Genomic DNA, 18,213 nt, shown 5'->3' with positions numbered 1-18,213 from the left:
GGAAAGCAAGTAACTGTGTTTGGGTCAAGTCAGTCGATTTTAGATTTTAGATTTTAGATTTTAGATTTACTCGATAACAGATGAATCTGGAAGCTTAAACTCTGTAATCTAATTTTTTTTCTCGACCCTCGATCGCCTCGGAAAGCAAGTACCTGTGTTTGGGTGGAGTCATCTTTGGTAATCATTAATCGCTGCGGTTTGTAGTTGGACAGATAGCGCATTTTGTGCAACTACAGACACAGAAGCTTTAATCAACAATCAATCGCCTACTAGATTGCTAATGAATGAAGTTTTAGATTTTTGGTTTGGTCGATCGCACTCTCCTGAGTTTGGCAAAGTCCACAAGAAATGGTTTGAAAAAGATGCGGATTTTGATGCCCAAGTGCGAGCGCGATTTCTGCCGCAATACGAACTAGCCGCCTCCGGTAAACTCGACTCATGGCAAGATTCCCCCGACAACTGCCTCGCATTAATTATACTGCTCGATCAATTTCCGCGCAATATGTTTCGCGGAACGCCCCAAGCATTCGCCACAGACAACAAAGCTTTAGCCACCGCCGAATACGCTGTTAATAATAAATTCGATCGCGAATTGCTGACTGTACAAAAATCGTTTATTTATCTGCCTTTTGAACACAGCGAAAACTTAGAAAACCAGCAAAAATCTGTCAAACTATTTCGCCAACTCAGCGGCGAACCAGACAGCGATTCAGTCATTGAATACGCGCAGAATCATTTGGAAATAATCGAGCGTTTTGGGAGATTTCCCCACCGCAATGAAATTCTCGGACGCGAAACAACCCCGGAAGAAGCGGAATTTCTGAGACAACCCGGTTCGGGATTTTAAAGGGCGATCGTAAAACTTTTTTGCGATCAGTATAAATACTGGTGAACCCCACCATGACTTTTTTGCCGATCATCAGTATAATACGGAATAATTATCATCTCTTCCCACTTGATATATAATCATGAAAAACTTTATTGAAGCTATTGGTGGACTAATAGGAATCCTAGCTTTTGTGAAAGGCATTCTTGAGTTCGTAGATCTCAATAGGATACGTAGATATGAGAAATTTCATGAGATGAGCCAAAGATTCGATGAGAACGAGTCAATCCAGAAAGTCTGTGAGCTTTTGCAAGATAGATATAGCAGCACATCAGTCACAAAACAGGAAAAAGAGGTATTTATCTGCTTTTTGGAAGAGATTTACTTTATGATTATGTCTGGGATAATGAAAAAGGAAATTGCACTGTACACCTTTGGCTATTATGCAAGAGAAGCAATGCACAACCAAAGATTTTGGCACGATCTTGATAGGGGGGAAGAGTATTACACTGTATTCCATAAATTCTGTCAAATGGTCTCTATCTTTGAGCCAAGCAAACTCGGAGTCAAGGAAACGCTAAAATACTGACCACCATGAAGATAAATTCTTAGGTCACAATGTAATTTTGACTGGTTATCCTTTGATTTAGTTTCTTATAAGCTAAAAAAAGTGGAACAATTAATCGGATTTAAACTAAGTAAATTTCCTCTAACTCTCAGAAGCATAGTCAATTTAGAGTATTTCGACGGCCCGCTACTATCGCTTTTTGAGAATGAATACGGCGATAGCTATCTTTATTCTTGGTGCGATGTAGATAATTTGTACAATCGCTGGTTGGTTTTCAGAGTTGCACAACTAACTCTCAAGCTTTACATAGAGGGACAAGTTTCATTGCACGAGTTAATTGTAAATCCTGTTGACGGATTTCTATATTCATTAGATATAGACAATGATTTACAGGTAAAAAACACTTATTTAATTCTGCCTGATAATTTACCGGCAATCTACTTGCCAGAAACAGATTCCTATTACGAACTGTCTGATTTAAATCGCGAAACTGCGGAAGAAGATAGGTTATTAATTTTTCAAAAAATTTCCGGCTAATCTCAACTTAGCAAGGTTTGAAGCTGACTAAAAAACCCGAGCCCCGACTTCTTGAAGAAGTCAGGATCTAATCCATCGCCCAATCGTCAGCCGCGATACTGCACTCGATAAATCCGGTTATTCGCTTCCTCAGTAAACAGCAAACTCCCGTCCGGTAAAACCAGCAAACCAACCGGCCTCCCCCAAGTTTTAGGGCCAGACGGATCTGTGAGAAAACCAGTCAGAAAATCCTCATAATAACCTTGAGGGCGTCCGTTCGCCGCATTAAAAGGTACAAACACGATTTTATAACCAGTTCCAGAGTTCCGGTTCCAACTGCCGCGAAACGCCACAAATGCGCCGTTGAGAAATCTTTTGGGAAACGTTTTGCCGTCGTAAAACTGAAGCCCCAAAGCCGCCGAGTGCGCCTGAAACAGCACGTCTGGCATTAATGTTTTAGCCGCTAAATCAGGTCGATCGCTATTGCCATTTCTGGAGTGGCGCGGGTCGAGCAAATTCGGCTTAAAATAAGTGTAAGGCCAGCCGTAAAACTCGCCTTGACGAATTCTTGTCAAGTAATCCGGCACCAAATCATCTCCCAAACCGTCGCGTTCGTTGACTGTCGTGTAGAGTTGATTGGTTTTTGGGTGAAAATCCAATCCTACCGGATTTCGCAACCCAGAAGCAAAAATTTGTTGGTTCTTGCCGTCCAAATTCATGACTTGAACAGACGCCCTCGGCAGCGGTTCGACATCGGCATTAGACTGCGATCCAACTGAGACGAAAAGCTTGCTTTTGTCGGGGGAAACGACAACATTTCGCGTCCAGTGTTGGTTGTAGCCGCCGCCCGGTAAATCAGCAATTTTTTGACCGGTACCTGTCAATTGTTCCTGCCCTTTTGTGTAGGGAAATCGGCGGACTTCAGCGGTATTTCCGAGGAAAAAATAGCGATCGGCAAAAGCCATGCCAAAGGGAATATTTAACCCGTTTTGGGCATTTGCAAAAGTTTTGCGAACCTCAGCAACCCCGTCGCCGTTGGCATCGCGCAACAGTGTAATCCGATTCTGCCGGGTTTCTGTGACCAAAACATCGCCGGTAGGCGTCAAAGCCAGCCATCGGGGAGCGTCTAAATTGTCAGCAAAAACGTTGACGACAAAGCCAGGAGGCACTCGCAGCACTGGCGATGCGGGAATGGGTATTACTTGAGGAGGTTTTGAGGCGCTTTCGCTGGCTCCTGGCTGCGGCAAAGCAGTTGCAACAATACGGATTGGCTGCGGCGACAGCGGTTTGGTCGGTACAATTTGATTTGTCCCAACATTTGTCAGCGGTGCACGGGAGGGAATTTGCGAGACGGGGCTGTTGTCGCCCACAGCAGGGGATCTCGCATCTGTAGCTCGATCGCACGCAATCATCGGCAACAGCAGAATTAGCAGCAAGAAACGCAGGTAATACATAGCAGCGATTTCTCCACAATTGCTGGACAATTCTATTATTCTAACTGCTATTCAACAGCTAAGCCACCGCCGGCGCGGTGGCTTAATTCCATGTACTGATACCAGTTGCCAAAAAGAATGCAAGTGTAGGCCCGTGTTCCAAACCTTGATCTTCATCAGTCAATCGATTTTAGATTTGCTATTTTAGATTTTAGATTGAAGAAAGCAATCCCACGAATTAATCCGGGGGCCCCGGATCAAATTGCTTGATTGTCATTCCCAATCTTCAATCTTCAATCTAAAATCTAAAATCTAAAATCGTATAACCTAGCTCTACCAAAGTCCTCTCACAGGAGCCGGACGGGGAGCCGGAGCCGGAATTGGACGGGGAGCCGGACGAGGAGCCGGAGCCGGAGCCGGACGAGGAGCCGGACGCGGTGGGGGTTCTGGAGCCGGACGCGGTGCCGGTGCTGGGGTTGCGGGACGAGCAACCGTTGTGGCTACCACCTTATAATCGGGGATCACCGCGATATTTTGGATCTGAGATCCGGCGACGGTGGCTCTGACTTTCATTCCCGGTACTAAGCCAATAATTCTCAGGACGCATCTTTGAACCCTGAGAGTCCTGTACGGCGCGCTTTCTTCGCGAATAGTTACTACGTCGCCGACAATACTTTTGACAAAACCGACAATGGTTGTAGTGTTTGCTGTTGTGGTGGTCTGCGTTTGGGCTATTTGAGTTGCAGGGTTAGCCATCGCAGGATGTACTGAGACCGCCGAAATTACCACCGACAGTGTTGCACCTGTCAATAATTTGATGTTCTGAAGACGCATTGAAACCTCACATTAACTGCTATTCAGGGTCGGGTTTGCTTCCGCTGCACGAAAGTCCCAACCTCTATACCTAATCCAGTTTAATCCCCAAAGTAGGAAATTTATGACAATCTCAAAAAAAGATTATCGAACAAGTATTGAAAGACTAAATTTTACATCATAAGTTCCCGATTTACAACAAGTTCAGCGGTTTGCATCTCTAGAGTGTTGCCGTGATATATTGAGTTTATTCGATCGACCGTTGCCGTTTTTTTCCGCCCACCTAACTGTTGCTGGGGGAGAACTCTACCCAAAGACAGATTGTGATTGCCGGATACAGCAGCGCCATAGTTTGAATACTCGATCCCCAGTCGGTCATTGCTAAAAAATCTAATTAGTCGGAGGTAAAATCTAATCATTTTCTGGCAATATTTACGCATAAACCGGGTTTTCTCACGACATTCTATTGCGTAACTCCACTGAGCCACTTATAAAAACCTTGTGGTTTTGGTATTATTGCCTAAGCTTTGTGTTGAGTTACCAGTTATCAGTGGTGGAATTTCAACTAAAAACTGTACAGCGCAGTTGCCGTCATTCGATTTTAGATTTTAAATTTGAGATTTTCGATTGACTTGCGCGAGATAAATCCGGGGGCTTGAGGATGCAAGGATTTGGGATTGGGGATTGATTCCACGGATAAATCACGTGGCGGGTACCACATGAAGAAATTCTTGGTCAAAAAGCCCACTCAAAATTTTTCCGAGCGGGTGCGGTTGGCGGATAATTAGATCGGAACTTTGTAGGAAATGCTGGTGAGGAGTTTAGCGAAGAAAACAATGGTGAAGAGCAAATTTTTGTTTAATAAGTTAATTGTACTGAGCTTGAGTGCAGCCTCGCTGTCGATCGGCATACAGCAGCAGACGACTGCCGAAGTGGTGGCTAATTCAAGCAATAGTGCGATCGCAGCGCAGCGGCCCACCTCCGAGACACAATTGCCGAATCTCGGAACCCCAGAACTGCCGCCCTTGGGAGAACCATTTCGTTATATTCCCCAGGAACCACAGCCTGCGGTAAATCCTATTGAGGAAGTGCGTTTAGTGCTGAAATTGCGAGAACGCCGCGTCTATGTTTACCGACAAAATAAGGTGCAAACCAGTTTCCCGGTTGCTGTGGGAAAAGGCGGGTGGGAAACTCCTACGGGCAATTTTAAAGTTATGCAAATGATCAAAGATCCAGTTTGGCAAAATCCTTGGACAGGAGAACTTATTCCTGCTGGGCCAGACAATCCATTAGGAAGTAGGTGGATGGGGTTTTGGACGGATGGCAAGAATGTGATTGGTTTTCATGGCACTCCGAATCCAGAGTCGATCGGGGGGGCGGCTTCTCACGGCTGCGTCAGAATGTTTGATAAAGACGCACAGGCTTTATTTGAGAAAGTCGCCGTTGGCACACCGGTGATAGTTGAGCATTAATTATTTGGAGTTTGGGGTGCATCAAAATATCTAGGAACAGGCAAGATGCCTGTTCCACAAAAATTCAATACAGGCAAGATGCCTGTTCCACAAAAATTCAATACAGGCAAGATGCCTGTTCCACAAAAATTCAATTTTCTTGTGGGGAGTAGGGGTTGGGCAGGAGAGCCCGCCCATGAAATACTAATTGATAATGGTGATTTTCGGCGAGTTAGAACTTACACCTTAAACCTCTGTCAGCAAGAGGCTTTCCGGCCTGTTCCACAACAAAGAGTTATATCATGTCCGGTCGATTCCCTCCGCTTCGCTTCGCCCGAAATCAGGTAGGGGCGGGTTCAACAACAATATCTGCCAATAATTGACAATCTCAAAAACCCGCCCCGCCGGGATATTATGGTTAATCGATCGGACATAATATTAAATAGATTGCTGGTATTTTTCCAGCAACTCCGGGATGTAATCGTAGCCATCAACACCGATCGCCGGAATGATATTCGCTCGACTTTTAGCCAAAGCTTGTTTAAAAGATTCCGCCCCCATTTGACCCTGCAAAATGGTCAACAAACCAGCCGATTGACGCCACTCCATCGCACCAATTTGCTCCAAAGTATACATTCCTAAACTGCCTGCAAATATCGCTTTTTCTAGTGAGTTGATTCTGTAATAAGCTTGAGCCAAGTAAGCCAAATTCAGACCTTGCAAATATAAATCCCCTGAAAATTGAGCCGCTTGCCAACCTTTGAGCAAATATTCGATCGCAGCTTCAGCATTTTCCAGGGCGATTTTAGCAATACCGAGACTGCTGGAACAAAAAGCTTGACTTTGGCGATCGCCCAATTTTTCCGATAGCAACAAACCTTGTTCCAAATAACCGATCGCACTCTCATAAACCTCCGGTTCCACCTCCTCCAACTGCCGCGCTTGAAACACTTCGCTGTAACCCAAATTAGCCAGAGCATTTGCCTCGCCTTGTCGCTCTCCCGTTTGTCGTGCCATAATTAAAGCCCGCTGGCTGTAATTAATCGCTTCCTGATAATTTTTTTGAGCAACATAGTTGCGGCTGATGTGATTGAGATTGGCAACTTCGCAAGCTTTGTCTCCTTCGGTACGGGCAATTTCCAGCGCTTGCTTGTGCAGCAAGAGCGATCGCTCATAGGCCCCAGCCGCCTGCATCGAATAACCCAAAAGCGTCAGAATCCGAGCTTTCGCTTGAGTGCCTTCAACTCGCCGCAGCGGTTCATCTAAATAATCCAAAGTATGACGCAGAGCTTTACCATCAAACGAAGCAAAAATCCCCCCGTAAAGCGGAAAATATTCCCGCTGAGAAAAAGCGCGCAAAATTTGCAAAGTTACTTGAAAACAAGCATTTGCCAACTGTTCCCCGCTCTTGGTAGAATTATTAAATCCACTAGCTAGCTGACTCCAAATTACCGCAAAAGTAATGTAAGTAGAAATTGAAGCTTTTGTTGACACTTTGGAATCGTAAACTTGCTTGTCAAACCATGTCGCCAACGCCCGCTGCAAGCACTGCAAAATAATCGCCACTTCCACCAATATGCCTAAATCTAAATTCGATTGCTGGGCTGCGAATTGAACTACAGATTCACCGAGGGCAATAGTATTTAAAAGAGCCTGGGGAAAGGGACTGTTAACTTTTTTAGCCCAAAAAGCCCAAGGCCCATTTTGTTCTGGACTACCGGCAAATCCTAGCTGCTGCGGCTGATAAATCCAGCCCACAAGTTCCGGTTCCAAACGCTGCCAAGATTCTAAACCTTTAGCGATGCCGGCGGTGATTTGCTGCAAATCTTGTTCGGTTTCGGGATTGGCAGTTTGCAGCATTTGTTGGTGCAGAGATTTTGCCAATTGCTGCAATTGAGCGAGAGTCAGCGGATGTTCTTTATTCGGATCGATTACTTGCAATAATGCCAGGAGGCGGGCATTAGATTCAGCACTAACGATTTGTTGGATTGAGGATGCAATTGCGCGATCGACGCGGTTATCTTTCTGCCAGCGTTCCCATTCTCCTTGGATGGTTTTGAGAGCTCTGAGGCTGCGATTTGCCTTTGCTTGTTTGATTTCGTCTTTTTCATTTCTGAGTTGATTTTCGGCTGCATCAAGGCGTTCGCCGAAACAGCGTTCAAATATTTCGCCAGTACCGGTGCTAATGTCTTGCACCAGCATTTGATAAACTTGTTCTTTGGAGCGAATTTGACCTTTGAGGGTGATTTCGACAATTTTGTCGATTAGTGCTAGGTAGCGATCGCGCAGTGAGGTAGAGTCTGGCATAATTTATTTTTAGTTAATAAGTTTTTATGGACAGCGCTTGCAGCTTGCACCATTTCATGCTGCTATTTAATTTTACAGCTCATCTGGATTAATGCCCATTGCTCGCAGTCGATCGGCTAATCGGTTTGCTCGCTGACTTTCTAATTCAGCTCGCTGACTTTCTAATTCAGCTCGCTGCCTTTCAAACTCCTCTGGAGTCAGAACCCAATCGCCACTGACATCGTACCAACGCAGCCACAATCTCGAACAACCTTGATAACAACCTTCCCACAAACCTATACCTAATTCTAATTCCGGTATCCAGAATCGCGGCTCGGTTAAAACTTGTTCGCGGTAACGATTGCCAATCAAACGAAATACTCTCAGTTGATTGTTGTACCGACTGAAAACAAAGTAGTAAGGAATCTCCAAAATCTGTTCGTAAACTCGGCACTTAGTAGGCGGTTTATTTGGTGCTTCTTCTGTGATTCCTAAATCCTCCTCTTCAGTTCCAGGTGACAGCAGTTCCACTACTACCAGAGGACTGACATTTTCTTGCCACATCACGTAGCTGAGGCGCAATTCGTCACCTCGATAAAATCTCGGAACCCCCAAGACGACAAACCAATCAGGTTTTTTGTACCAATTGAGATGGTTAGAATCGTAGTAGAGATTGAGGTCTGTCGCTATAAATATTTGTTCTGGCGGATGGTTAGCGGGGCGGCAGGTTAAACGCAGCAGTTCCGGTTGAAACTCGTGGAATTCGTCAGGCAAACCGGGTTCCTCCGGGTCTTCACTGGGTAAATCATACATCGTAGGGAGGACTTTTGTTTGCGAAGGCTGCGAATCCGGTACGTACATCGTCATAAGATTACCCAGGCGAGACGGCTTGAGGAGATTGAAGCGGTACGGCAATTGTAATATTATAGCGGTTTTCCGTTGAATCAGCTAGATGCCTAGTAATTAATCATGGATAATTGGTAATCAGTAAATGATTTTCAAGCGGGAGGCTATTTATTAAAATACAAATGTGAGGCATAATTAGATTGCAGATTTTATCGAGTTTTTTGTGATTTCAGAAACTGTTACCATCTCAAAAAGCAATTCCATCTTAGAAGCACAAGGATTAACCCGTCGCTTTGGCGGCTTAATTGCTGTAAACAACGTATCTTTTACAGTTGAAAAAAACGAGATTTTTGGATTAATCGGCCCTAACGGCGCGGGCAAGACAACTCTATTTAATCTCATGACTGGACTGATACCTGCTTCTAGTGGCAACCTGATTTATCAAAATGAAAATATTTCCCAATTGAAGCCTTATCAAATTGCTAATAAAGGTATTGCCAGAACTTTTCAAAATATCCGGTTATTTGGGGAACTTTCTGCTGTGGAAAATGTAGCGATCGCCCGACACATCCACAGTCGATCGGGCAATCCAGTTTTAGCGGTGCTGGCGGGGATTTTCGGCTTGCCAGCATCTAACGCAATGGAACGCAAAACCCAGCGAAAAGCCTTAGAATTGCTTGATTTAGTCGGATTGGGCGATCGCGCGGGCGAACAAGCGAAAAACTTGCCCTACGGCGACCAGAGGCGCTTAGAAATTGCCCGCGCTTTAGCCCTAGAACCGCAAATATTGCTGTTAGATGAACCAGCAGCGGGGATGAATCCCAATGAAAAGCACAAATTAAGCGAATTTATCCGAGAAGTGCGCCAACAATTCAATTTAACTGTAATATTGATCGAGCATCATGTACCGCTAGTTATGGGATTGTGCGATCGCATTGCCGTCTTGCATTTCGGTCAGCTTATTGCCTTGGGCGAGCCTGCTATTGTCAGGAATGACCCCGCTGTGATTGAGGCTTATTTGGGAGATGAAAAATAACTAAGGAAACCCGGCGATTGGAAATCGCGTCTACACAAACAATGTCCGTTTACGCGGACTAAGAGTAATATTAAAAAATCACATATTGCACCATTATTACACATTCTGTAGGGGCGGGTTCACCGACAATAATTGCCTAAAAATAACAATCTCATAAACCCGCCCCCACCCAACATTAAATCGCAATTTACCTCAAACTCAAAGTCACAGAAAATGCACGAAATCCCACCCCGAATATCTCAAAATATCCTCTTAGAACTCAAGAATGTTTCTGTAAATTATGGTGGAATTCAAGCCATACAAAATATTAATATCACGATTAATGCGGGCGAGGTTGTCAGTCTCATCGGCGCCAACGGTGCGGGCAAAAGTACCACATTGAGAGCTATTTCCAAAATAGTTAATTTGCGACAAGGACAAATTATTTATAACGGGCGCGATATTAGTCGCCGCCAAGCTCACGAAGTTGTGAAATTGGGAATCGCCCATAGCCCAGAAGGGCGGCGGGTTTTGGCGCAGCAAACGGTGTTAACTAACTTAGAATTGGGGGCCTATATTCGATCGGACTCGGCAGCAGTAAAAGCCGATTTAGAGCGCCAATTTGAGATATTTCCGCGCCTAGCAGAAAGGCGCCGCCAGCTAGCAGGAACCCTCAGCGGCGGGGAACAGCAAATGCTGGCGATCGCCCGCGCTCTGATGTCGCGCCCGAAGCTGCTATTATTAGACGAGCCTAGTTTAGGCTTAGCACCCGCGATCGTCAAAGAAATTTTCGGAATTATTCAAAACCTGCGTTCCACAGGCGTTACAATCCTTTTAGTCGAACAAAACGCCAGTTTAGCACTGCAAATTGCCGATCGGGGTTACGTGCTAGAAGCTGGTAACATTACTCTCACAGGTATTGGAGCAGATTTGCTAAACGACGAGCGAGTCAGGAGCGCATATTTAGGATGACTTGGTTAATTTTAGGACTCTTGACCGCTTTCTTTGAAGCCGTAAAAGACGTTTTTGGGAAACAAAACCTCAAAAAAAGTGACGAATATGTCGTCGCTTGGTCTCTCTCATTTTTTTCAGTCATCTTTTTGATTCCCTGGGTAGTTTATACAGGAATTCCGGCATTAAACTCTCAATTTTGGCTCGCCCTATTAATCGGAGGTAGCATCAACGCTGTCACATCCCTCCTCTACATCAAAGCCATCAAAGTATCAGATTTATCCCTGACACTCCCGCTGGTAGCTTTGACACCATTATTTATGTTGGTAACTTCACCATTAATTGTCGGGGAATATCCCAAAATTTTTGATTATATTGGCATTTTACTAATCGTACTCGGCTCTTATTTATTAAATATAAAAGAGAAATCTAAAGGATATTTAGCCCCATTCAAAGCACTCCTGGATGAACCCGGGCCAAAATTGATGTTAATCGTCGCATTGCTATGGAGTATTGCCTCAAATTTTGACAAAATAGGAGTTACAAATTCCTCCCCTATTTTTTGGTTATTCTCTTTGTTTGGTACAATCAGTGTCTTGCTACTGCCAGTTTTATTGCACAAAACCCCAAATCCAGGGCGAAAAATTCTCAAACAATTACCAATGCTAGCTGCTATGGGGTCTTTAAATGCTATGGGAGTCCTTTTTCAAATGCAAGCTTTGACATTAACTTTCGTAGTGCAAGTGATCGCGATTAAGCGTACTAGCGTGTTAATGGGTGTATTGTTCGGTCATTTAATTTTTAAGGAAAAAGATATTCAACAAAGATTATTAGGGGCCGGAATCATGATTTTGGGAGTTTTATTTATCAGTTTATAGCTTAAAACCTCAGAAACTCGAAATCATCCATCTCTCTCTTCTCTTCCTCTGCGTACTCTGCGCCCTCTGCGGTTCAAATATTCTAATACAACCGGATTGAAAATAAGTCATGTTATACTAAGAGCGATCGCACCTTTCATTATTTATCAACATAAACTAAAAATTAATGCACAAAATAGCCGCAACACCAGGAGGCTGGAACCCCCAAGCCGAAGGAGTAATTTTTATTCAGCAAACCCCAGCACCAATAGTATTTATTAGTGCTGCTGACACCGACATTCAAACACTCGCAGTCGCTGCATCCAAAATGCCGGCAAAATTTCCCAAAGTGCGCGCAGTAAACCTGCTTCAATTGCAGCAACAACTAACAATTGATACTTATGCCGAAGAAGTTTTAGAACGCGCAGAGGTCATAATCTTAAGACTGTTAGGAGGGCGTTCTTATTGGTCTTACGGCTTAGAAATTCTCCGGGAAACGGTGCAGAGAACTAACGCATCACTGATTGTAATGCCGGGAGAAGACAGTCCCGATCCCGATTTAATCAGCCATTCCAATGTATCGCTGTCAGCAGTCAATCAACTGTGGCGCTATTTCACAGAAGGCGGAGTCCAAAACTTTGTTAATGCACTAAAATTTGCCGCCGATACTTGCCTGAAAACTGCTTACAACCCGCCACTACCTCAAACAGTTTCCCGCGTCGGAATTTATGATTGGGACGGAGAAGCGGGGGCGTGTTTTGCAACTTTACAACCAGATTCAGATCCCCCTAAATCCCCCTTAAGAAGGGGGAATTTGACAACTTCTTCCTCCCCCCTTAAGAAGGGGGGCTGGGGGGGATCTCCGGGTTTGGAAACACTCCCTAAAAGGCACGGCGAGGGCGGGCACGGGGGCACCGCCCCTACGGTCGGAATTTTATTTTATCGCGCTCATTATTTATCAGGAAACCTAGCACCAATTGATGCACTCTGTCAAGCTCTAGCAGAGCGAAATTTAGTCCCAGTTCCCGTCTTTGTGTCTTCTCTGCGGGAACCAGATTTGCAAATAGAATTGCTAGAGTATTTTAAACCAAAAGAATCAGAACCAATTCAATTATTGCTCAATACCACAAGTTTTGCAGTCTCCGGTTTCAGCAGTCAAGAACCGGAACAAAACAGCTTAAAATCCTTAGATGTTCCTGTATTGCAAGCAATCTTCAGCGGTGGCGGTTTGGAACAGTGGGAAACGGAACTTCAGGGACTTTCGCCCCGCGATGTGGCGATGAATGTAGCATTGCCAGAAGTAGATGGCAAAATCATTACTAGGGCTGTTTCTTTTAAAGCCGTACAGACTTGGAACAGCGAATTAGAAACAGATGTAGTAGGCTATGTCGCTGCAGGCGATCGCATTTCATTTGTAGCAGATTTAACTGCGAATTGGGTGAAGATGAAACAAACCCCAGCCGCCAACAGACGCATCGCCATAATTCTAGCAAATTACCCCACTCGCAACGCCCGCTTAGCCAACGGCGTCGGCTTAGATACGCCCGCTAGCTGTGTCGAAATCCTCAAAGCTATGCAGCAAGCTGGCTATCAAATTGAAAACATCCCCGCTAGCGGCAACGAGTTAATTGAACTCCTGACTTCGGGCGTGACAAATGACCCGGAAGGACGCGAATTGCGGCCTGTTCATCAATCATTGGATTTGGCAGAATATGAAGAATATTTTGCTACTTTGCCGCAGGAAGTGCAAGATGGGATTTGTAAAAGATGGGGGCTTCCGGGAAGCTATGCACAAGATTTTATAAGCAACAATACGTCTTTTCCGATTCCGGGGATTCAGTTCGGTAATGTATTTGTAGGAATTCAACCATCGCGTGGATACGAACTTGACCCCGCGTTAAATTATCACGCCCCCGACTTAGAACCTACCCACAATTATCTAGCTTACTATTACTGGCTGCGAGAAAAATTGGGAATTGATGCTATAATTCATGCTGGAAAACACGGCAATTTAGAATGGCTTCCCGGTAAAAGTATAGCATTGTCTAACAAATGTTATCCAGAAGTGGCGTTAGGCGCGATGCCGAATTTTTATCCCTTCATTGTCAACGATCCGGGGGAAGGTTCCCAAGCAAAAAGACGATCGCAAGCTGTGATTATCGACCACCTGACACCGCCAATGACTCGCGCCGAACTCTACGGGCCTTTGCAGCAGTTAGAAACCTTAATTGATGAGTATTGCGAAGCCCAAAGTTTAGATCCGTCCAGATTGCCCATGATTCGCGATCGCATTCTCGCCCTCACCAACAAAGAAAACTTAGATAAAGACTTAGGAATACAACTAAATAAATCGGAATTTACAGAATTCATCACTCGCACAGACGGCTATCTTTGCGAACTCAAAGAATCCCAAATTCGCGACGGATTGCACATTTTTGGGCAGTGTCCCGAAGGTAGACAGTTGAGAGATTTGATAATTGCGATCGCCCGCCATCCCACCAACGGGCGATCGGGCTTAACCCGCGCCCTAGCTAAGGATTTAGACCTAGACTTCGACCCGTTAACAGCCGATCCGACATCAAAAATTCAGAACCGCACAGCCGGCGATTTAACAGCAGAACTAGAAGAAAAAGCCGCTGAATTAGTAGATAATTTAATCGAAAACATCCGCGTTAATCCGCGTTCATCTGCGGTTAACAATATCCAAATAGGAGAAGCAACCCAACAAGAATTAGACTGGATAAATAACTATCTTTTACCTTCCCTCCTCCAAACAAACCAAGAAATTACCAACCTTTTGCGCGGGCTAGATGGGCGGCACATACCAAGCGGCGCATCCGGCGCGCCCACTCGCGGCAGACCAGATGTATTGCCCACCGGTCGCAATTTTTACTCCGTAGATATCCGCGCCATTCCCACAGAAACCGCCTGGAGAGTTGGCAGAGTTGCTGCTGAAAATTTAATCGAAAGATACACCCAAGAAAACGGCGAATATCCAAAAACTTTGGGTTTGTCAGTGTGGGGAACATCCACCATGCGGACGGGAGGAGACGACATCGCAGAAGCCCTAGCATTGATAGGAGTTCAACCTGTTTGGGATGGCCCTTCGCGCCGGGTTGTAGATTTTGAAATCTTGCCGATTTCTGTTTTGGGGCGACCGCGCGTTGATGTTACTTTGCGAATTTCTGGCTTTTTCCGCGATGCTTTTTTTAATTTAATTGATTTGTTTGATAGTGCGGTAAAAGCTGTGGCAGATTTAGACGAATCGGCAGAAGACAACCCTTTAGCAGCACAAGTTAAGGAAGAGATTTTGTATTGGGAATCTACAGGTTTGAGTCAGGAAGAGGCGCAAGGGCGATCGCAATTTCGAGTGTTTGGCTCAAAACCAGGTGCTTACGGCGCAGGACTTCAAGGCATAATTGAAGCTCAAAACTGGACAGACGACAGCGATTTAGCAAAAGCTTACATTAATTGGAGCAGTTACGCCTATACAAGTACCCCCCCAACCCCCCCTTATCAAGGGGGGGCTAAATCTAATTCCTCTCCTTTACAACCAGAGAATACCCCCCCAACCCCCCCTTACCAAGGGGGGGCTAAATCCAACTCTTGTCCCCCCCCTTTACAAGGGGGGGCTAGGGGGGGTGAATTAAGTTCTGAGGCTAATTCCAACTCTTGTCCCCCCCCTTTACAAGGGGGGGTTAGGGGGGGTGAATGGGGATGTTCTGCACCCGAAGCATTTGAAAAACGCCTCGGCCAAATGCAAATAGTTCTGCAAAACCAAGACAACCGCGAACACGACATCCTCGACTCGGATGATTATTATCAATTTCAAGGGGGAATGACGGCCGCAATCCGCAATTTGCAAGGCAAAAATCCTGAAACTTATTTCGGAGACAACTCGATTCCTGAGAATCCGAAAGTGCGGCAACTGCGGGAAGAAATTGCACGGGTTTATCGCAGCAGGGCTGTGAATCCAAAATGGATAGAAGGTGCGATGCGACACGGTTATAAAGGTGCGTTTGAAATTGCAGCAACTGTTGATTTTTTGTTTGCTTACGATGCTACGGCAAATTGTGTAGAGGATTTTATGTATGAAGGAATCGCCGAGGCTTACATTTTTGATGAGAAAGTGCAGACATTTATTCAAGAAAACAATCCTTGGGCACTGCGAGATATGGCGGAAAGATTGCTAGAAGCTCGTCAGCGGGGGTTGTGGGAGAGTGCGAACCAGGATACATTGGATAAATTGAGGTCGATCGCCCTGCAAGCCGAAGCAGTCATCGAATCCCATACATAAATACTCAAAAGTCACGATCGCGGCTGCCGAGGAATGGCCGCTTGCGGTAATATCTATTAATGTTTCGCGATCGCTGAAAGCTTTATGATTCGCCGCTACATTGCTAGCATCAGCACCAGCATCCTCAAACGTACCTGCGCCGCAGCGGCTGTATTAGCCGTAACTTTGGGATGTTCGTCAACGAAGCCGCCCAACACCGCAGCGCCATCGGGTTCGATCGACGAATCCGCCGTCCTAGCGCAGGCCCCAACGTCTCTGTTAGCTCAAAACCGCAACAAAACCAGAAAATCCCTCAGCCTGCCCTCTTGCGCGCAAAACGACGCCTTCACGGAGTCAATTAACTTTGCCACCCAAGCTTCTAATTTGGCTCAATCAGCCAATTCAAAACAAGACTGGGACGAAGTAGCCGCCCTGTGGGTGCAAGCCGTCGCCTGGATGCAAGCGGTTCCCCCCGGCAGTCCCAGACGGGCGTTTGCGGAGAAAAAAGTAATCGAGTACATGAGAAACCTCGTTTATTCCCAGCAGCAAGCTAGCGCCACCCGATCGCAAGCCAGTAGAGTCAGCTTCAGCAGCGATTTACTCAACGAACAACTCGAACTTTACCTATCCTACGTTGCCACAGTCGGCCCACCAGATGTTTTGATTGTCGGCAGTTCCCGCGCATTGCAGGGCGTCGATCCCAAACAGCTAAAACAATCTTTGGCCCAAAGAGGTCGGCGGGGCTTAAAAGTATTTAACTTTTCAGTCAACGGCGCAACTGCACAAGTAGTTGACTTTCAACTGCGGCGGCTTTTGAAGCCCGGTCATTTGCCTCAAATGATTATCTGGGCAGACGGCGTGCGGGCATTTAACAGCGGCCGGGACGATCGCACTTTTAATTCGATCGTCGATTCTGAAGGCAGCCAACTTTTAGCAGCAGGCATTCGCCCCCAACTGCCGTCCGATGAGCCCAACGTGATTCCGGCGTGTTACAGATTCCCGCAGCCCTGCGCTAACAACAATTTCCGCAAAGCATTTACCTCTGTAGATCAACCTTTCAGGGGCGGGCAAGATGCCCAACCCCTATTCCCCACAATCAAATCCCTCTCTAGTGGAACGGGCATCTTGCCCGTTGCTGACACCCAACCCCTACTCCCCCCAATCCAATCCCTCTCTAGTGGAACGGCCATCTTGCCCGTTGCCTCAAATGCTGCAAAATATGAGTTAAAACCGATCGCAGCAGATGCAGCAACCCAAAAAGCACAATTGATTCCAGTCTCACGACGGACAACAGTAGCCATCAGACAACTCAACCAATTGGCAGATTCGATCGACTCCAACGGATTCATGGCTATGTCGGGCAAGTACAATCCCAACACTTATTATCGACAACGCGCTTACGTTTCAGGCCAATACGATCGCGACTACGAAAACTTCAACCTCGGAGGCAAACAAGCAGCAGCCTTTAATTCAGTTGTAGCATTTACCAAAGCTCGCAAAATTCCTCTAATTTTCGTCAATTTGCCCCTCACCGACGACTACCTAGACGGAACTCGCCTGCGGGCAGAACAGCAGTTTCGGCAGCGAATGCAGCAACTCTCGCGGCAAAAAGGCTTCGCTTTCCGCGACTTGTCCCAGCGGTGGCCTGGCCGCAATGACTATTTTGTTGACCCCAGCCACCTCAACCGCTTTGGGGCCAGCGCAGTTTCTAGCCTACTCGCGGCCGATTCCAGCATTATCTGGCCACGGCCCAAATCCAGCCGCAGCGACGGGTAATACGATTTTAGATTTTAGATTTTAGATTTTAGATTCAAGAATTGGGAATGACAGATTTTGATTTTCGATTAAAGTATTGGAAATGACAGATGAGATAAGGGTTTGGAGCTTTCAAAAAATTGGATTACTTTTTGGAATTTCTATAAACCAGAGGGAGAGTCTCCCAGGGGAGATGCCCTGTGGCATCGGAATAATATTTTTCCGAGTACAGTGCGATCGTCCCGGTGGCGGCAATTCAGTCTAAAATCTAAAAATCTCAAATCTAAAATCTAAAATCTAAAATCGATGTGCACTGCGATCGTCCCGGTGGCGGCAATTCAGTCTAAAATCTAATCATCTAAAATCCCAAATCTAAAATCTAAAATCGATGTGCACTGCGATCGTCCCGGTGGCGGCAATTCAGTCTAAAATCTAATCATCTAAAATCCCAAATCTAAAATCTAAAATCGATGTGCACTGCGATCGTCCCGGTGGCGGCAATTCAGTCTAAAATCTAATCATCTAAAATCCCAAATCTCAAATCTAAAATCGATGTGCACTGCGATCGTCCCGGTGGCGGCAATTCAGTCTAAAATCTAATCATCTAAAATCCCAAATCT

13 protein-coding genes are annotated in these 18,213 nt (G+C 45.7%); 9 read left to right on the top strand and 4 right to left on the bottom strand.

The genetic code is table 11. The features are described from left to right. Positions 1–280 precede the first annotated feature (280 nt). The 3 genes from QT973_RS11790 (at position 281) to QT973_RS11780 (ending at position 1,931) form a co-directional block, all read left to right on the top strand. Positions 281–847, top strand: a complete 567-nt coding sequence (locus tag QT973_RS11790) for a DUF924 family protein (RefSeq protein ID WP_333053574.1) — start codon at positions 281–283, stop codon at positions 845–847. A gap of 121 nt (positions 848–968) precedes the next feature. Beyond that, on the top strand, positions 969–1,415 hold the full coding sequence (locus tag QT973_RS11785) for a hypothetical protein (protein WP_333053575.1): 447 nt from the start codon (positions 969–971) through the stop codon (positions 1,413–1,415). A gap of 81 nt (positions 1,416–1,496) precedes the next feature. Continuing rightward, a complete protein-coding gene (locus tag QT973_RS11780; RefSeq protein WP_333053576.1) occupies positions 1,497–1,931 on the top strand; it encodes a DUF6575 domain-containing protein in 435 nt (144 codons plus the stop codon). 86 nt (positions 1,932–2,017) lie between these two features. Here the strand turns inward: QT973_RS11780 and QT973_RS11775 are convergent, their stop codons facing one another. Continuing rightward, complete coding sequence (locus QT973_RS11775; protein ID WP_333391370.1) at positions 2,018–3,364, bottom strand: sorbosone dehydrogenase family protein; 1,347 nt, start codon at positions 3,362–3,364, stop codon at positions 2,018–2,020. Between the two features lie 312 nt (positions 3,365–3,676). Continuing rightward, positions 3,677–4,177 carry an autotransporter gene (locus tag QT973_RS11770; RefSeq protein WP_333053578.1) on the bottom strand — a complete coding sequence of 167 codons (501 nt, stop codon included), beginning with the start codon at positions 4,175–4,177 and terminating at the stop codon, positions 3,677–3,679. A gap of 815 nt (positions 4,178–4,992) precedes the next feature. Between QT973_RS11770 and QT973_RS11765 the strand changes: the two genes are divergently transcribed. Continuing rightward, positions 4,993–5,628: a L,D-transpeptidase gene (locus tag QT973_RS11765; protein ID WP_333053579.1), complete on the top strand. Its 636-nt coding sequence runs from the start codon at positions 4,993–4,995 to the stop codon at positions 5,626–5,628. 417 nt (positions 5,629–6,045) lie between these two features. Here QT973_RS11765 and QT973_RS11760 read toward each other — a convergent pair whose 3' ends face one another. Next, positions 6,046–7,914: a tetratricopeptide repeat protein gene (locus QT973_RS11760; RefSeq protein WP_333208914.1), complete on the bottom strand. Its 1,869-nt coding sequence runs from the start codon at positions 7,912–7,914 to the stop codon at positions 6,046–6,048. Positions 7,915–7,986: 72 nt separating this feature from the next. After that, complete coding sequence (locus QT973_RS11755; RefSeq protein WP_333053581.1) at positions 7,987–8,760, bottom strand: Uma2 family endonuclease; 774 nt, start codon at positions 8,758–8,760, stop codon at positions 7,987–7,989. Between the two features lie 202 nt (positions 8,761–8,962). On the opposite strand from QT973_RS11755, the gene QT973_RS11750 reads away from it, so the two are divergent. The 5 genes from QT973_RS11750 (at position 8,963) to QT973_RS11730 (ending at position 17,614) form a co-directional block, all read left to right on the top strand. Further along, a complete protein-coding gene (locus tag QT973_RS11750) occupies positions 8,963–9,775 on the top strand; it encodes an ABC transporter ATP-binding protein (RefSeq protein ID WP_333053582.1) in 813 nt (270 codons plus the stop codon). A 213-nt stretch (positions 9,776–9,988) separates the two neighbouring features. Further along, entirely contained in the window at positions 9,989–10,726 is a 738-nt protein-coding gene (locus QT973_RS11745; RefSeq protein ID WP_333232547.1) for an ABC transporter ATP-binding protein, read from the top strand. After that, positions 10,723–11,583, top strand: coding sequence for an EamA family transporter (locus QT973_RS11740; protein ID WP_333208911.1), 861 nt, complete (start codon positions 10,723–10,725; stop codon positions 11,581–11,583). The genes QT973_RS11745 and QT973_RS11740 overlap by 4 nt, the downstream gene beginning before the upstream one ends. A 166-nt stretch (positions 11,584–11,749) precedes the next feature. Beyond that, the gene (gene cobN, locus QT973_RS11735) at positions 11,750–15,859 is read left to right on the top strand and encodes a cobaltochelatase subunit CobN (RefSeq protein WP_333208909.1); all 4,110 of its coding nucleotides are present in this window, start codon (positions 11,750–11,752) and stop codon (positions 15,857–15,859) included. Positions 15,860–15,943: 84 nt separating this feature from the next. Beyond that, positions 15,944–17,614 (top strand): hypothetical protein, encoded by a 1,671-nt coding sequence (locus tag QT973_RS11730; protein ID WP_333391368.1) that lies wholly within the window; start codon positions 15,944–15,946, stop codon positions 17,612–17,614. Positions 17,615–18,213 lie beyond the last annotated feature (599 nt).

The organism is Microcoleus sp. Z1_A1, from assembly GCF_036700305.1.
Taxonomy (GTDB): Bacteria; Cyanobacteriota; Cyanobacteriia; order Cyanobacteriales; family Microcoleaceae; genus Microcoleus.
The sequence above is the reverse complement of the archived record's forward strand: the minus strand, read 5'-3'. Positions and strand labels throughout refer to the sequence as shown.

Bases quoted from the DNA above. Each gene is read 5' to 3' on its own strand.
- QT973_RS11730 (WP_333391368.1), top strand. From the start codon at position 15,944: ATGATTCGCCGCTACATTGCTAGCATCAGCACCAGCATCCTCAAACGT.
- QT973_RS11790 (WP_333053574.1), top strand. From the start codon at position 281: ATGAATGAAGTTTTAGATTTTTGGTTTGGTCGATCGCACTCTCCTGAG.
- QT973_RS11740 (WP_333208911.1), top strand. From the start codon at position 10,723: ATGACTTGGTTAATTTTAGGACTCTTGACCGCTTTCTTTGAAGCCGTA.
- QT973_RS11760 (WP_333208914.1), bottom strand. From the start codon at position 7,914: ATGCCAGACTCTACCTCACTGCGCGATCGCTACCTAGCACTAATCGAC.
- QT973_RS11765 (WP_333053579.1), top strand. From the start codon at position 4,993: ATGGTGAAGAGCAAATTTTTGTTTAATAAGTTAATTGTACTGAGCTTG.
- cobN (WP_333208909.1), top strand. From the start codon at position 11,750: ATGCACAAAATAGCCGCAACACCAGGAGGCTGGAACCCCCAAGCCGAA.
- QT973_RS11755 (WP_333053581.1), bottom strand. From the start codon at position 8,760: ATGACGATGTACGTACCGGATTCGCAGCCTTCGCAAACAAAAGTCCTC.
- QT973_RS11785 (WP_333053575.1), top strand. From the start codon at position 969: ATGAAAAACTTTATTGAAGCTATTGGTGGACTAATAGGAATCCTAGCT.
- QT973_RS11770 (WP_333053578.1), bottom strand. From the start codon at position 4,177: ATGCGTCTTCAGAACATCAAATTATTGACAGGTGCAACACTGTCGGTG.
- QT973_RS11745 (WP_333232547.1), top strand. From the start codon at position 9,989: ATGCACGAAATCCCACCCCGAATATCTCAAAATATCCTCTTAGAACTC.
- QT973_RS11775 (WP_333391370.1), bottom strand. From the start codon at position 3,364: ATGTATTACCTGCGTTTCTTGCTGCTAATTCTGCTGTTGCCGATGATT.